Origin of the sequence: Nocardiopsis sp. NPDC058789 (assembly GCF_042745575.1) — a bacterium.
Classification (GTDB): Bacteria; Actinomycetota; Actinomycetes; order Streptosporangiales; family Streptosporangiaceae; genus Nocardiopsis; species Nocardiopsis eucommiae.
Map to the genome: position 1 here is coordinate 55,556 of NZ_JBHYOW010000002.1, position 14,474 is coordinate 70,029.

A 14,474-nucleotide genomic window follows, 5' to 3' on the forward strand; every position below is an offset into this window, starting at 1 on the left:
GCCGAGTCAACCGTCCCGGCTCTGGAAGGCCCTCCGGTAGGCCTGGGGGCTCGTGCCCACCACCGCGCGGAACCGCTCGCGGAACGCGGTGGGGGAGCCGAACCCCGCCTGGGCGGCGATCCGGTCCACCGAGTGGCGGGTGGACTCCAACAGGAACTGGGCCCGACGCACCCGGGCCCGGTACAGCCACCGCAGCGGCGTGGTCCCGGTCTGCTCACGGAACCGGCGGCTCAGGGTCCGGGTGCTCACCCCGGCGTGCGCGGCGACGTCCGCCAGGGTGAGATCGCGCCCCGAGTTCTCCTCCAACCACCGCAGCAGCGGCTCCCAGGCGGCGCCGTCCGGGACGGGCGGGGTCTCGTGGACGACGAACTGCGCCTGGCCGCCCTCGCGTTCCAAGGGCGTCACCGAGAGCCGTGCCGTGTCCGCCGCCACCGCTGACCCGTGGTCGGAGCGGACCATGTGCAGACAGAGGTCCAGCCCCGCCGCCGCCCCGGCCGAGGTGAGGAACTGCCCGTTGTCCACGTAGAGGACGCCGGGGTCGACGGTCACCTCCGGATGGCGCTCGGCCAGGGCGTCCGCGCCGCGCCAGTGCGTGGTGGCCCGCAGTCCGTCCAGCAGACCGGTGGAGGCCAGCACGAAGGCTCCCGTGCAGATGGAGGCGATCCTGGTCCCGTTCGCGGCGGCGGCGCGCAGAGCGTCCAGCAGGGCGGGCGACGGGGCCGCGAGGGGGTCCTCCGTTCCGGGCACGACCACGGTGTCCGCCTCGGCCAGCGCCTCCAGGCCCCGGTCCGCGCGCAGGCGGAAGGGACCGGCGCCGACCTCCGGCTCGGGCGCGCAGACCAGGACCCGGTAGGCGGGCCCGCCTCCGGGCAGACGGGTGCGCGAGAACACCTCGACGGGCGTGGTCAGGTCGAAGCCGATCACTCCGTCGAAGGCGGTGACCACCACGGTGTGCATGCCAGGGAGCCTACTGGCTGGAATCCGTTGGAAGGTGTCTGTCCAGCCACTGTCACCGCGCCCCGGCCTTCCGTAGCTTCGTGCCGACGGCCTCCGAAAGGGGGAGGCCCGACCACACGAGGGGGAGGACGATGCTGGCCCAGGTCGTGCTGTTCGACGGGTTCGACCCGCTGGACGTGATCGCGCCGTTCGAGGTCCTGTACGCGGGCGGGGCCGCCAGCGGCGGCGCGCTGACGGTGGAACTGGTCTCCGCCGAGGGCGCTCGGGAGGTACCGAGCGGGAACGGAGTGTCGCTCCGGGCCACCGCGCGCCTGGACCCCGGGCGCGCCGACGTGATCGTGGTGCCGGGAGCGGTGGGGAGCGTTCCCGACCCGGACACGGTGGACGACGAGCCCGACCCGGACTCGATTCCGGTACTCCTCGGAAACGCCCTCACCACCGAACTCCCGGTGCTGCTCGGTGCCGCCGTGGCACGGGAGGACACGCTCGTGACGGCCGTGTGCGGTGGCTCCCTGCTGCTGGCCATGGCCGGGCTGACCGAGGGCCGCGCGGCCACCACCCACCACCTGGGCCTGGACCTGTTGGACGCCACCGGCACCACGGCGGTGGACGCCAGGGTCGTGGACGACGGGGACCTGGTCACCGCCGCCGGGGTCACCTCGGGGCTGGACCTGGGCATCCACCTCCTCGAACGCGAGCTGGGACCCCGGATCGCCCACGCGGTGGAGAGGCTCTTCGCCCACGAACGACGCGGCGTGGTCTGGCGGGCCGAGGGGCCCGTCCCCGTGTCCTGACCGGCCCGCGCACCACCCATCACCACCGGAAGGAAGAACAGTGTCGGTTGCCGGAACCTGGGACCTGACCATCAGCACGCCGATCGGGCGGATCAGCCCGAGGATGCGCCTCACCGAAAGGGGAGGGGAGCTCAGCGGGGTCGCCTGGAACGAGGGGGAGGAGCCGGGCGAGCTGGTCGGCCTCACTCTGGAAGGTGACCTGCTCACGTGGCGGCAGGCGGTCACCCGACCCCTGCGGCTCGATCTCGTCTTCGCGCTGACCGTCGACGGCGACCGGATGACGGGTACCTCGAAGGCGGGGCGTCTGCCCGCGTCGAGGGTCGTCGCCCGGCGTGTGGGCTGAGCCGGGGAGCGTGGAAACGACGAAGGCCCCGACCGGTCTCCCGGTCGGGGCCCTCGCTCCTGTGGCGGAGGATAGGGGATTCGAACCCCTGAGAGGTTGCCCTCAACACGCTTTCCAAGCGTGCGCCCTAGGCCACTAGGCGAATCCTCCGTGGACAACTCTACAGGCTTCGCGACACTGCTTCGAACGGCTTTCGGGCCGCCCGGAGGAGGGGCCCGGCGCGGGTTGCGGGGGTCCCGGGTTCGGATACACTCGGGGCAGACCCCTCGTGCGGCGTCACCCTACGAACCTCCCCAGGGCCGGAAGGCAGCAAGGATAAGTGGGCTCTGGCGGGTGCGCGGGGGGTCCTTTCTTGTTTCCGGGGGTACCTCGCCCCAGCGCCGCCCCCTCCCGGTTTCCCCGACCAGGTGCGAGTTGTCTCCGCCAGCGGGTTGAATGGGACCGAGGCAGGGACACAGGGGAGTGATCACACCGTGAGCATCGCGCTGTACCGCAAGTACCGTCCCGCGACGTTCGGTGAGGTGCGCGGTCAGGAACACGTGACCGACCCGCTGCGCCAGGCGTTGCGCAGCGGACGTATCAACCACGCCTATCTCTTCAGCGGCCCGCGCGGCTGCGGCAAGACCACCAGCGCGCGCATCCTGGCCCGCTCCCTCAACTGTGAGCAGGGTCCGACCCCCGACCCGTGCGGCACCTGCGACTCCTGCGTGGCGCTCGCTCCCGACGGCGGCGGCAGCATCGACGTGATCGAGATCGACGCCGCCTCCCACGGTGGTGTCGACGACGCCCGCGACCTGCGGGAACGCGCGTTCTTCTCGCCGGTCAACTCGCGCTACAAGATCTACATCATCGACGAGGCGCACATGGTGACCCGCGAGGGTTTCAACGCGCTCCTCAAGCTGGTGGAGGAACCCCCGCCGCACCTGAAGTTCGTGTTCGCCACGACCGAACCCGAGAAGGTCATCGGCACGATCCGCTCGCGGACCCACCACTACCCCTTCCGGCTCATCCCGCCGAGCACCCTCAGGGAGCTCATGGAGGACCTCCTCAAGCAGGAGGAGGTCGCCTACGACCCGTCCGCGCTGCCGCTGGTCGTGCGCGCGGGCGCCGGTTCGGCCCGTGACACCCTCTCGGTCCTGGACCAGCTCATTGCCGGTTCGGACGAGGGCGGCATCACCCGTGAGGGCGCCGTCTCCCTGCTCGGCTACACGGACTCCAGCCTGCTCGGGGAGATGGTCGACGCCCTGGGCGCCCGCGACGGGGCCGCCGCGTTCGGTCTGGTGGACCGGGTCGTGGAGGGCGGGCACGACCCGCGTCGTTTCACCACGGACCTGCTGGAGCGCTTCCGTGACCTCGTGGTCCTGGCGGCCGTGCCGGACGCCCTGGACAAGGGCCTGGTGAACGTCTCGCCGGAGTCCGTGGAGCAGATGAAGGACCAGGCCGCCAGGTTGGGCCCGGCCACGCTGTCCCGGTCCGCCGAGATCCTCAACCAGGGGCTGACCGAGATGCGCGGCGCGACCGCGCCTCGGCTGCTGCTGGAGCTCATGTGCTCCCGCATCCTGCTGCCCGCCACCGACGGTGACCAGGGCACGGCGCTGCTGGCCCGTGTGGAGCAGATGGAGCGTCGGCTGGCCTCCGGTGCGGTGGCCCCGGCCGCTCCCGCGCCGGTGGCACCCGCGCCCGCACCCGCGCCAGCGCCAGTGCCGCAGGCAGCTCCGGCCCCCGCGCCGCAGGCCGCACCCGAACCCGCTCCCGAGGCACCCGCGCGCGCCAGTGCTCCCGAACCCGCTCCGAGCCCGGCGCCGCAGGCCCCCCGGACCTCCCGGGCCGCGACCGGCGAGCCCGCTGGCTGGGACGCCCCGCCGCGCGGCGCCCCCCAACCGGCCCCGCAGCGTCAGGCCCCCGCCGGTGGCGGCGGGCTCGACCTGGGTCGGGTCCAGGGCGCCTGGCCCCAGATCCTGGAGGCGGTCAAGGGTCGCCGCCGGTTCACCTGGATGGTGCTGGCCGGCGGCGACGTCCAGCCGGTCGGGGTCGAGGGCAACAGCGTGCTGCTGCGCTTCAACAAGCCCAACGAGGCCAAGGGGTTCAGCAACAGCGGCAGCGACCAGGTGGTGGCCGGTGCCATTCAGCAGGTCCTCGGGATCGAGGTCCGGGTGGCCCCCGCCAGTGGTGGGGCGGCGCAGGCCTCCCCCCAGCGTCGGGCCGAACCCGCACCGGCCCCGGCGCCCTCCCCGAAGGCGGAGGGCGAGCCCCCCGGTTGGGACGCGCCGCCCCCGGTCTCCCGGCCCGAACCGGCCCCCGCACCGGAGGCCCCGCGACCCGACGTGGCGGCTGGACCGCCGCCGGACCGTATCGTCACCGGTCTCCAGGAGCCGCCGCCCGACCCCTACGAGGACGGTGCCTCGGCCCCGCCGCCGGACGACGGCGGCTTCGGCCGCCCCGCCCAGCGTGCTCCGGAGCGGGCGCCCGAGCCGAGCCGTCCGGCGCCCGCCGGTCCCGCCCCGAAGCCCCAGGGGAACACGGGAGGTTCCGCCGGTGCCTCGGTTTCCCCAGGTGGTGGTGCCGCGCTCATCGAGACCGAGCTCGGCGGCAAGCTGCTCGAGGAGATCGAGCACGGCGGCGAGAGCTAGGCCGGGGGCTGGTCAGGGGCGCAGTCCCCGCAGGACGGTGTCCACGAGCCGGTCCGCGTACTCGTGGGTGATCGGCGCGGTGCGCAGCAGCCACCGGTGGTTGACGGGGCCGTTGAGCAGCTCCACGACGAGGTCGAGGTCGACGTCCGTGGCGAGCTGCCCGGCGGCCTGTCCGGAGCGCAGCCGTTCCTTGACCGCCTCTCCGTTGGGTCGGACGAGCTGTTCGGTGACGGCTCGGGCGAACTCCTCGTCGTGTTGGACCTCCGCGGTGAAGGCCCGGGTGGTCCGGTCCGTCGCGGGGTCGTTGAACTCGTCGATGGTGGCGCGGAGTACGGTCTTGAGGTCGGCGGCGAGGTCGCCGGTGTCGGGCAGCGGTTGCCCGGCCTCGGCTCCGGTCAGCCGGGTGAAGACCTCGAAGACGACGGCGGCCTTGGACGGCCACCAGCGGTAGATGGTCTGCTTGCCCACCCGGGCGCGGGCGGCGATGGCCTCCATGGTGAGTCTGGAGTAGCCGACCTCACCCAGCAGCTCCTCGGCGGCGTCGACGATGGCGTTCTGCGCGCGCTGGCTGCGGCGGCGGGGGTCCGGGGCCCGTCGGCTCTGTTCATCGGTGTTGTCGGCCATGTCTCCACGGTAACGCTCCAAAATGACGAGACGTATCGTCTTGGCACGGGTAGCATCAGGGGTGACGGCTAAGACGAGACGATGCGTCTCGCTGCCTGATGACGAGAGGAGTCAACGGCATGGCCAAGAACAGTGACAACCTCCTCGGGATGGGTGGTCAGCGCACCACCGTCTCCCGTTCCACGCTCCGTGGCGGCCAGGGCGGGGGCAAGGGCGGGCCCAGCGCCACCGCGCGTGAGCAGAAGCAGGAACTCCTGCGCAGGCTCCGCGAGAAGCACTCCACCCCCGAGACCGGGGACGCCGAAGGCCAGGCGTGACCGCTCGGCGTCGGCCCCCCCGCCTGAGGGAACGGCGGAGGGCCGACCCGGCTCAGGTCGAACCGGTCGGCCAGGACCGCCCGTCCGGTGTGTCCAACCACACCCGCTGCCCGCCGTCGGCTCCCACCACGAGGCCGAACTGGTCCGGCCCGGGTTTCCCCAGGTCGGACCAGGTGGCGAGGGCCTCCTCCACCTCGTCCCAGATGCTCCTGGGGCCACCCTGCTCGATCATCCACGAGGTGCCGTAGGGGTAGACCCGCACCCACGAGTCCCCCCGCACGTCGCACAGCCACATGCCCGAGCCCGTGCCGATCCACCGCCGCCGCATCCGCCAGTCGGGGACCATCACCGAGACCGCGAAGGCCGAGGCGAAGGCGAGCATCGGTGCGACGGGGTCGACCTGGGTGAGCCGGTACTCGTCCGGCTGCTGACCGGCGTCCCGGGCCGGGCGGGGAGACGTGTACGGGGTGCGCAGCGGCACGAAACCCACGCCCCCGTGGAACCGGCCCACCGCCCTGGCCCCGGACGTCCCCGCCACCGTCTCGGTCCGTTCGAGGCGCATGAGCACCCCGGCGCTCTCCAACAGTCCCCACGGGCACACGACCAGTCCGTCGTCGGTGAGCTGCTCCAGCCAGGCGCCGGGCACGCGGCGCACCCCGCACGCGCTGACGATCCGGTCGAAGGGTGCCGCCTCCGCGTACCCGCCGTACCCGTCGGCCAGGCGTGTGTCGGGGGAGAGGCCCGCGTCGTGGAGCGCGCCCCGGGCCGCGCCGAGCAGTCGTTCGTCGATCTCCAGCGAGGTCACCGCGCCGTCACCGAGCCGGTGGGCGAGCAGCGCCGTGTTCCATCCCGTCCCCGTGCCGACCTCCAGCACCCGCTGCCCGTTCGCGAGCCCGGCCAGCTCCAGCATGCGCGCGAGCACCGTGGGCGCGGAACTGCACGAGGTGGCCGGGCCCCGGCCGTCTCCGTGCCGTGCCGCCACCTCCGGACCCTCGACCCGGGTGACGATGGCGTCGTCCGCGTAGACGGCGGCCAACCAGCGGTCCGGGTTCCCGGAGGCGTCCAGGGCGCTGCCGTTCGCCGCGAGCGCGCCGTGCTCCGGGATGAACAGGTGGCGGGGCACGGAGCGGAAGGCGTCGACGAGTGCGGCGTCGGTCAGCGTGCCGTCCGCGATTATCGCCTCGATCAGAGCCGAGTTGCGCTCTCTGGCGGTCAACACGTCCTCAGTCCCCTGGTGGTCCGGCTGTCTCGGTCGGGGCGCGGCCGCCGGAGCGGCCGACCAGCCCCGTCGAACATCCTTTCAACCCAGAGTGACTCGTGCGCTACTCTTCGCTCCCTTGCCTGGTGAAATCAGGTCAACGGTGCGACCAAGCGCGCGTTGTCCCGACGCGTGTCCGCCTGGTCGTGCGTGGGGTAGTCCACGTAGCCCCGGGGACCGGACGTGTAGTGGAAGTTCCTCTCCCTGATCACCGACCACGGCACCCCGGCCGCGAGCCGCTCCACCACGTCCGGGTTGGAGATGTAGGGGCGGCCCACCGACACGAGGTCGGCGCGCCCTCCGGCCACGAGCGCGGCGGCGCTCTCCGGGGTGGTCGCCTCGTGCTCCCCGGTGTTGCCCACCAGCGTTCCGGGCCAGTCCCGCCGAGCCTCTGCCAGCGCGGGGTGCACCGGGTCGGCGGTGACGTGCAGGTAGGCGAGGCCGAGCGGAGCCACCTGGCGCAGCAGCTCCCGGTAGACCGGGGCGGGGTCGCGTTCCACCATCTCGAACTGGCTGTTGCCGGGGGAGAGCCGCAGCCCCACCCGGTCCGCGCCGACGGCGTCCGCGACCGCCTCGGTGACCTCCACGGGGAACCGGATCCGCCCGGTGACCCCGCCGCCGTACGCGTCCGTGCGCTGGTTGGTGTTGTCAGCCAGGAACTGGTGCGGCAGGTACCCGTTGGCCCCGTGGATCTCGACCCCGTCGAACCCGGCCCGCACCGCCGCGCGCGCCGCCTCGGCGTACGCGGCCACGGTACGGCCGATCTCCCGGAGGGTCAGCGCGCGTGGGGCGACCGGAGCCACCTTGCCGTCCAGCCTGTGGACGGGGTCCGTTCGCGGAACGACCGAGGGGGCGCCCGGGGTCCCGCCGTCGGGGCGGTTGGCCGGGTGGCCGCCTCGCCCGGCGTGCATGATCTGGGCGAAGACGCGTCCGCCCGAGGCGTGCACGGCGTCGGTGACCCGCCGCCACCCCTCGACCTGCGCCTCCGAGTACAGGCCCGGTTCGGTGAGGTACTGCTGGCCGTCGACGCTGGGCGAGATCCCCTCGGAGACGATCAGGCCCGCGCTGGCTCGCTGGGCGTAGTAGGTGGCCATGAGGTCGCCGGGCACGCCGTTCCGGTCGGCGCGCAGACGGGTCATCGGGGCCATGACCACCCGGTTGGGCAGGTGCAGCGACCCGAGGTCGTAGGGGTCCAGGAGCGGGTTTCCGTGGGTCTTCGCGGTGTCCATGCGAGGAGCGTAGAATCTGACACCCGTGTGAGGTTCAAGCGTTCGTGGCCAGGGTCACAGGAGACGACGGGAGGCGCCCGTGCGCATCGGAGAGCTGTCCGCGCGGAGCGGGGTGAGCCCCCGTTCGCTGCGCTACTACGAGGAGCGTGGCCTGCTCGCCTCGACACGCACCGCGGGCGGGCACCGCGAGTACGGCGAGGACGCCGTGGAGCGGGTGGACCGCGTCCAGTGCCTGCTGGGGGCCGGGCTCTCGACCGAGGTGATCCGTGAGCTGCTGCCCTGCGTGTACGCGCGGGAGCGCGGCGAGCCCGCCCCGGACCTGCTCGACTGGCTCCGGCGCGAACGGGACCGGGTCACCGGGGCGATCCGGGGGCTGGAGCGCACCCGCGAGGCCCTGGACCAGGTGATCGAGGACTCCCGCGTCTCCCCGCCCGACGTCCGGGCGAACGGCTCCGGGGCCGCCGCGGGTGACCGGGCCGCCGGTGCGCGCGGCGGGGGCGCCGACGGACGTGGCCGGGGTGCCCCGGTCGGACCGGTTACCCTCACAGGCAAGTGACACGAAGCTATGAACAGCACCACGTGTGTGGCGAGGAGACGGCCGTGAACCCTGGCGGAATGGACATGCAGGCCCTGCTCCAGCAGGCCCAGCAGATGCAGCAGCAGCTGGCACAGGCCCAGCAGGCCCTGGAGGAGGCCGAGGTCGTGGGCACCTCCGGCGGCGGCCTGGTCAAGGTCAAGCTGAGCGGGCGGGGCCAGGTCGAGGACATCACCGTCGACCCGAAGGCGGTGGACCCCACCGACGCGGAGGAGACCGCGCAGACCGTCGCGGACCTGGTCCTGGCGGCCATCCGTGACGCCGAGGCCCAGGTCGAGCGCCTCCAGCAGGAGAAGATGGGCCCGCTGGCCGAGGGCCTGGGCGGCGGCGGGATGCCCGGCGGCATGCCCGGCCTCCCCGGCTTCTAGCCTCAGGTGCCTCCGGGGCCCGCGCGGGTTCCCGGAGACCTCACGGTCGCCGTGCCGCCGCTCCCGTACCGCCCGTCGGTACGGGAGCGGCGACGGACCGCCGCGCGGCTTTTCGGCGACGCGGTCGGGGGACGGTCGCGAGAGGTCACCGCCCCCCGATACGGTGGGGGGAGGGGCAGGAGTGGCCCCACCGGGCCCCTGCCCGGTTCCGACCGAGTGGGTAGGCATGTACGAGGGCGCGGTTCAGAATCTGATCGACGAGCTGGGGCGACTGCCCGGCGTCGGTCCGAAGAGCGCGCAACGCATCGCCTTCCACCTGCTGTCCGCGGAACACGCGGACGTCAAGCGCCTGGTCAACTCACTCGTCGAGGTCAAGGAGCGGGTGCGCTTCTGCTCGATCTGCGGCAACGTCGCAGAGGAGACCGAGTGCCGCATCTGCCGTGACGCCCGCCGCGACGCCGCCGTCATCTGCGTCGTCGAGGAGTCCAAGGACGTCGTCGCCATCGAACGCACCCGCGAGTTCCGCGGGCGCTACCACGTGCTCGGGGGCGCCATCAGCCCCATCGAGGGAGTGGGCCCCGACGACCTCCGGGTCAAGGAGCTCATGACCCGTCTGGCCGACGGCCAGATCACCGAGCTGATCCTGGCGACCGACCCGAACCTGGAAGGGGAGGCCACCGCGACCTACCTGGCGCGGCTGGTCAAACCCATGGGCCTGAAAGTCACCCGGCTCGCCAGCGGACTCCCCGTCGGCGGCGACCTCGAGTACGCCGACGAGGTCACTCTGGGGCGTGCCTTCGAGGGCCGCCGCAGCCTCGAGTTCTAGCTCACACTTCGCCGTAATCGGGCGGAAATATGAGTAACCTCCGCTCTGGCGGGTAACCCGATCGCCGGTGTGTCAAGACGCCACGCCCTCCCCTCCGCAGGTCGGAAGGGGTGCCTTGGTCGTCGCTGGCTACACTTTGTTGTTCATTGTCTTGATCCCAACTCCTCAGGAGCATCGATCGTGGCCCTAATCGTGCAGAAGTACGGTGGGTCTTCCGTGGCTGACGCGGAAGCCATCAAGCGAGTAGCCCAAAGGATCGTGGCTCAGAAAAAGGCGGGACATGACGTCGTGGTCGTGGTCTCGGCCATGGGCGACACGACCGACGAACTGCTGGACCTGGCCGAACAGGTCTCCCCGATGCCCCCCGCCCGCGAGCTCGACATGCTCGTCACCGCGGGTGAGCGCATGTCGATGGCCCTCGTGGCGATGGCCATCGAGAACCTGGGCTACGAGGCCCGTTCCTTCACCGGCTCCCAGGCCGGGGTCATCACCACGTCGTTGCACGGCAACGCCAAGATCATCGACGTGACCCCCGGCCGTATCCAGGAGGCCATCGGCGAGGGCTCGATCTGCATCGTGGCCGGGTTCCAGGGCGTCTCCCAGGACACCAAGGACATCACCTCCCTGGGCCGTGGCGGTTCCGACACCACCGCCGTCGCTCTCGCTGGCGCGCTGAACGCCGACGCCTGCGAGATCTACAGCGACGTGGACGGCGTGTTCACCGCCGACCCGCGCGTCGTTCCCTCCGCGCAGCGCATCCCGCAGATCTCCTACGAGGAGATGCTGGAGATGGCCGCCAGCGGCACGAAGATCCTGCACCTGCGCTGCGTCGAGTACGCGCGCCAGTACAACATTCCCCTGCACGTCCGTTCGTCGTTCAGCCAGAAGCCCGGGACGTGGATCGTCTCGGAAGTCGAGGAAAGCGAAGGCATGGAACAGCCGATCATCTCCGGGGTCTCCCACGACCGGAGCGAAGCCAAGATCACCGTCGTCGGCGTCCCCGACAAGGTCGGTGAGGCCGCGACGATCTTCAAGTCGCTCGCGGACGCCGAGATCAACATCGACATGATCGTGCAGAACGTGTCGGCGGTCTCCACCTCCCGCACGGACATCTCGTTCACCGTCCCCAAGGACTTCGGCAAGGAGGCGGTCGGCGCCCTGAAGAAGGTCCAGGAGAAGGTCGGCTACGACTCCCTGCGCTACGACGACAAGATCGGCAAGGTCTCCCTGATCGGTGCGGGCATGCGCTCGTACCCGGGCGTCACCGCGCGGTTCTTCGACGCGATCGCCTCCTCCGGCACCAACGTCGAGATGATCTCCACCTCGGAGATCCGCATCTCGGTCATCGTCGAGGAGGACCAGGTCGACGCGGCGGTCCAGGCCGCGCACAGCGAGTTCCAGCTCGACGCCGACCAGGTCGAGGCTGTCGTCTACGGAGGTACCGGCCGATGAGCAACCGTCTTCCCACCCTGGCCATCGTCGGTGCCACCGGCGCCGTCGGCACCGTCATGCTCGACATCCTCACCCAGCGTGAGAACGTGTGGGGCGAGATCCGGCTGGTCGCCTCCGCGCGCAGCGCGGGCAAGGTCCTGAGCGTGCGCGGCGAGGACGTCGTCGTGCAGGCGCTGGCCCCCGAGGTCTTCGACGGCGTGGACGTCGCCATGTTCGACGTGCCGGACGAGGTGTCCAAGGAGTGGGCGCCGATCGCCGCGGCCCGTGGCGCGGTGGCCGTCGACAACTCCGGCGCGTTCCGCCTGGACTCCGACGTCCCGCTGGTGGTTCCCGAGGTCAACGCGGACCAGGTGCGCAACCGCCCGCGCGGCATCATCTCGAACCCGAACTGCACCACCCTCTCGATGATCGTGGCGATCGGTGCGCTGCACCGGACCTACGGCGTCAGGGAGCTGGTGGTCTCCTCCTACCAGGCCGCCTCCGGAGCCGGCCAGGAGGGCATCGACGTCCTGCGCGACCAGATGGCCAAGGCGGGCGGTGACCGCACCCTCGGTGACAGCTCGGGTGACATGCGCGCGGCCGTCGACGAGCTCGGCCCCTTCCCGGCGCCGCTGGCCTACAACGTCGTGCCCTGGGCGGGTTCGCTCAAGGACGACGGCTGGTCGTCCGAGGAGCTGAAGGTCCGCAACGAGTCCCGCAAGATCCTGGGGCTGCCGGACCTGAAGGTCTCCGCGACCTGCGTGCGCGTGCCGGTCATCACCACCCACTCGCTGGTGGTCCACGCGTCCTTCGACAGCGAGGTCGCCGCCGACGACGCCCGCAAGCTGCTGGCCGGCGCCGAGGGCGTCAAGGTCGTGGACGACCCCGCCAAGGGCGAGTTCCCGACCCCGAACGACGTCGTGGGCACCGACCCGACCTGGGTCGGCCGCATCCGGCAGTCGATCGACGACCCGAAGTCGCTCGACCTCTTCCTGTGCGGGGACAACCTGCGCAAGGGCGCGGCGCTGAACACCGCGCAGATCGCGGAGGTCGTCGCCAAGGAGTTCACCCAGGCCTGAGGCCGCACCGAGGGCGGTGGCCCGTTCCCCTGCGGAACGGGCCACCGCCCTTCGGCGTGCCTACCGGCGGCTCCGTGGCCGGGCCAGGGACAACTTGTAGAGAAGTCGACACTGCTCGACCGAGCCGATGAGGTCGGAGGTCTCGACCGGGCGGTCGCCGCAGTAGTGGGTGCGTTCGACCACCAGGACCGGTACGCCCGGGGCGGAGTCCAGGAGTACGGCCTCGGAGTCTCGCAGCGCGCGGACCCCCACCTCCTCCACGACCCGGTCCACGGGGAACCCCGCGGCGCCCAGCCGTTCCAGGGTGCCGGTCTCGGTGGCGTCGAAGGGGGTGCGCAGGGTTCCGGCGGTGAGGATCGCCGGTTCCCAGGACCGGTGCAGGGTGACCGGGCGGTCGGAGGAGAGCCCCCGCGAGGTGGTGCGGTACACCGGGTCGCCGTCGCGCAGCCGGAGTCTGGTGCTCAGCGGGGCCGTGCACCGCTCCTGCTCGGTGCTGACCCGCTCACGGCTGAGTTGTCCCAGGCCGGAGCCGGAGGTGGCGTCGGTCCGGGAGAGCCGGAAGGTCTCCGGGACGGTCCGCACGAAGTACCCGGAGCCGGGCCTGGCCTCGACCAGGCCCTCGGTGACCAGGAGGCGCAGAGCGGTGCGGGAGATCTGTTCGCTGACCCGGTAGGAGCGGGCCAGGCGGGTGCGGGACGGAAGTCGGGTGCCCGGGGTGATCTCGCCGTTGAGGATCGGTTCTCGGAGTTGTTCGGCCAGCCACAGGTAGCGGGGTTGCCTGGACACCGCTCACCCGGCCTCTGCCGCGCCCCTGCTCGGAGGGGTGGCTCTGGCCGGACGCGCGGATCGCTGGTCACGGGTGGCCGTGCGGGCACCGTCGCCGGTGCCGGCCCCGGGCCGGAGGGAGGGAGTGGACCTGCCAGTTCGCCGAAGCTCGCCCATGTTTCCAGTAAAGCAGTGGGGAAGCCCGGTGGGGGGCGCTACCCGAAAGTAGTCGGCTCGGAACCCTGCGAAACCACGGATTCGGAGGTGCGTGGGCCGATGAGGGGAAACGCCCGAAAGCGTCGGAATGTGCGTGACTGGCCGCCACGAAATACTACGCTATGTGACTAGGGAGTCACTTCTTGCTTGGGGGAGACATGATCACGAACCTGTCGGAGCTCGCTGATCGAGTGAGCCTGTCGCAGATGGACAGCGGCGAACGCACCTTCGCCTGGTTGAGCGGCATCACCGGTGTCCTCTTCCTCCTCCTGTTCCTCGCCATCGCCGTGCTGGTGATCGCCGCCGTCATCTCGACCCTGGCCAACGGGGACACCACCGGCGGGGGCAAGCTCCTCTGGGTCATCTTCATCCTGTGGTTTCCCCTGTTCGGCGCGGTCGCCTGGTTCGTGGTCGGCAGGAAGGGGCACCTCAACCGCTTCCTCGGCATCGACAAGGGCCGGGCTCGGCACACCGTCCCGGGGAGCGTCGGGCAGCACAGCAACATCCCGCCCGACCAGACCGGACTCGGCAACGCCTGACCGCACGACGAAGGGCCCCGGGTGATCCCGGGGCCCTTCGCATTGTCCACAGCCTGTGGACAAGTTCCCATGTCGACGCGTCGACGTGGGATCAGCCCTGGAAACAGGGGCCGGGCTCCATCACCGTCTCCAGCGCCGTGTACCGCCCCTCCGGGTTCCGGACCAGACGGCGCAGTCCCGTCACCGCCGGTCGGGGGATCGGTCCGTACACATGGGGGAAGAGCACGTCCGCGTCGACCCCGGGCGGCGGGACGGGCGCCGCCGCCTCCCACCGCACCTCGGCGTCCACCTTCTCGGTGTTCACCACGAGTACGACCAGCGCCTCCGCGGGATCGGAGTAGAAGGCGTTGGCCACCGCCAGCATGGTGGCCTCGTCGGGCGAGGCGTGCAGGAACCCCTCGGTGCCCAGGGAGTCGGCCTCGACGTCCCCGTCGGCGCGCCAGCGTGAGAGTTCGGTCAGGTGCAGTACGTGAGCCATGCAGCGGACGCTACCGCGTCACCCC

16 protein-coding genes, 1 tRNA gene and 1 other RNA gene are annotated in these 14,474 nt (G+C 71.7%); 11 read left to right on the top strand and 7 right to left on the bottom strand.

Going from position 1 to position 14,474, the window contains the following annotated elements:
• Nucleotides 1–6: 6 nt before the first annotated feature.
• Complete coding sequence (locus tag ACFW3L_RS02390; protein WP_378735483.1) at nucleotides 7–957, bottom strand: GlxA family transcriptional regulator; 951 nt, start codon at nucleotides 955–957, stop codon at nucleotides 7–9.
• Nucleotides 958–1,088: 131 nt separating this feature from the next.
• On the opposite strand from ACFW3L_RS02390, the gene ACFW3L_RS02395 reads away from it, so the two are divergent.
• Nucleotides 1,089–1,751: a DJ-1/PfpI family protein gene (locus ACFW3L_RS02395; protein WP_378735486.1), complete on the top strand. Its 663-nt coding sequence runs from the start codon at nucleotides 1,089–1,091 to the stop codon at nucleotides 1,749–1,751.
• Nucleotides 1,752–1,791: 40 nt separating this feature from the next.
• Nucleotides 1,792–2,094 carry a hypothetical protein gene (locus tag ACFW3L_RS02400; protein WP_378735488.1) on the top strand — a complete coding sequence of 101 codons (303 nt, stop codon included), beginning with the start codon at nucleotides 1,792–1,794 and terminating at the stop codon, nucleotides 2,092–2,094.
• Between the two features lie 62 nt (nucleotides 2,095–2,156).
• On the opposite strand, the gene ACFW3L_RS02405 is transcribed toward ACFW3L_RS02400, so the two are convergent.
• Nucleotides 2,157–2,244 (bottom strand) — tRNA-Ser (locus ACFW3L_RS02405).
• A 107-nt stretch (nucleotides 2,245–2,351) separates the two neighbouring features.
• Between ACFW3L_RS02405 and ffs the strand changes: the two genes are divergently transcribed.
• Nucleotides 2,352–2,447, top strand: an RNA gene (ffs, locus tag ACFW3L_RS02410) — signal recognition particle sRNA small type.
• Between the two features lie 120 nt (nucleotides 2,448–2,567).
• Nucleotides 2,568–4,724 (top strand): DNA polymerase III subunit gamma and tau, encoded by a 2,157-nt coding sequence (locus ACFW3L_RS02415; RefSeq protein WP_378735490.1) that lies wholly within the window; start codon nucleotides 2,568–2,570, stop codon nucleotides 4,722–4,724.
• A 12-nt stretch (nucleotides 4,725–4,736) separates the two neighbouring features.
• Here the strand turns inward: ACFW3L_RS02415 and ACFW3L_RS02420 are convergent, their stop codons facing one another.
• Nucleotides 4,737–5,348 carry a TetR/AcrR family transcriptional regulator gene (locus ACFW3L_RS02420; protein ID WP_378735492.1) on the bottom strand — a complete coding sequence of 204 codons (612 nt, stop codon included), beginning with the start codon at nucleotides 5,346–5,348 and terminating at the stop codon, nucleotides 4,737–4,739.
• 119 nt (nucleotides 5,349–5,467) lie between these two features.
• On the opposite strand from ACFW3L_RS02420, the gene ACFW3L_RS02425 reads away from it, so the two are divergent.
• Complete coding sequence (locus ACFW3L_RS02425) at nucleotides 5,468–5,665, top strand: DUF6243 family protein (protein ID WP_378735494.1); 198 nt, start codon at nucleotides 5,468–5,470, stop codon at nucleotides 5,663–5,665.
• A 52-nt stretch (nucleotides 5,666–5,717) separates the two neighbouring features.
• Here the strand turns inward: ACFW3L_RS02425 and ACFW3L_RS02430 are convergent, their stop codons facing one another.
• The gene (locus ACFW3L_RS02430; RefSeq protein ID WP_378736164.1) at nucleotides 5,718–6,881 is read right to left on the bottom strand and encodes a methyltransferase domain-containing protein; all 1,164 of its coding nucleotides are present in this window, start codon (nucleotides 6,879–6,881) and stop codon (nucleotides 5,718–5,720) included.
• 134 nt (nucleotides 6,882–7,015) lie between these two features.
• Nucleotides 7,016–8,152 carry an alkene reductase gene (locus ACFW3L_RS02435; protein ID WP_378735496.1) on the bottom strand — a complete coding sequence of 379 codons (1,137 nt, stop codon included), beginning with the start codon at nucleotides 8,150–8,152 and terminating at the stop codon, nucleotides 7,016–7,018.
• Between the two features lie 79 nt (nucleotides 8,153–8,231).
• On the opposite strand from ACFW3L_RS02435, the gene ACFW3L_RS02440 reads away from it, so the two are divergent.
• The 5 genes from ACFW3L_RS02440 to ACFW3L_RS02460 all read left to right on the top strand — a co-directional run bounded on the left by ACFW3L_RS02440 (nucleotide 8,232) and on the right by ACFW3L_RS02460 (nucleotide 12,451).
• Complete coding sequence (locus tag ACFW3L_RS02440; RefSeq protein ID WP_378735498.1) at nucleotides 8,232–8,708, top strand: MerR family transcriptional regulator; 477 nt, start codon at nucleotides 8,232–8,234, stop codon at nucleotides 8,706–8,708.
• A 59-nt stretch (nucleotides 8,709–8,767) separates the two neighbouring features.
• On the top strand, nucleotides 8,768–9,115 hold the full coding sequence (locus ACFW3L_RS02445) for a YbaB/EbfC family nucleoid-associated protein (protein WP_378736166.1): 348 nt from the start codon (nucleotides 8,768–8,770) through the stop codon (nucleotides 9,113–9,115).
• Between the two features lie 226 nt (nucleotides 9,116–9,341).
• Nucleotides 9,342–9,941, top strand: a complete 600-nt coding sequence (recR, locus tag ACFW3L_RS02450) for a recombination mediator RecR (RefSeq protein ID WP_378735500.1) — start codon at nucleotides 9,342–9,344, stop codon at nucleotides 9,939–9,941.
• Between the two features lie 180 nt (nucleotides 9,942–10,121).
• Nucleotides 10,122–11,393, top strand: coding sequence for an aspartate kinase (locus tag ACFW3L_RS02455; protein ID WP_378735502.1), 1,272 nt, complete (start codon nucleotides 10,122–10,124; stop codon nucleotides 11,391–11,393).
• Entirely contained in the window at nucleotides 11,390–12,451 is a 1,062-nt protein-coding gene (locus ACFW3L_RS02460; protein WP_378735504.1) for an aspartate-semialdehyde dehydrogenase, read from the top strand. The genes ACFW3L_RS02455 and ACFW3L_RS02460 overlap by 4 nt, the downstream gene beginning before the upstream one ends.
• Before the next feature lie 60 nt (nucleotides 12,452–12,511).
• Here ACFW3L_RS02460 and ACFW3L_RS02465 read toward each other — a convergent pair whose 3' ends face one another.
• Nucleotides 12,512–13,237, bottom strand: a complete 726-nt coding sequence (locus ACFW3L_RS02465) for a GntR family transcriptional regulator (protein ID WP_378735507.1) — start codon at nucleotides 13,235–13,237, stop codon at nucleotides 12,512–12,514.
• Nucleotides 13,238–13,590: 353 nt separating this feature from the next.
• On the opposite strand from ACFW3L_RS02465, the gene ACFW3L_RS02470 reads away from it, so the two are divergent.
• A complete protein-coding gene (locus tag ACFW3L_RS02470; RefSeq protein ID WP_378735509.1) occupies nucleotides 13,591–13,971 on the top strand; it encodes a PLD nuclease N-terminal domain-containing protein in 381 nt (126 codons plus the stop codon).
• 91 nt (nucleotides 13,972–14,062) lie between these two features.
• Here the strand turns inward: ACFW3L_RS02470 and ACFW3L_RS02475 are convergent, their stop codons facing one another.
• On the bottom strand, nucleotides 14,063–14,449 hold the full coding sequence (locus ACFW3L_RS02475) for a DUF952 domain-containing protein (protein WP_378735511.1): 387 nt from the start codon (nucleotides 14,447–14,449) through the stop codon (nucleotides 14,063–14,065).
• Nucleotides 14,450–14,474: the final 25 nt, after the last annotated feature.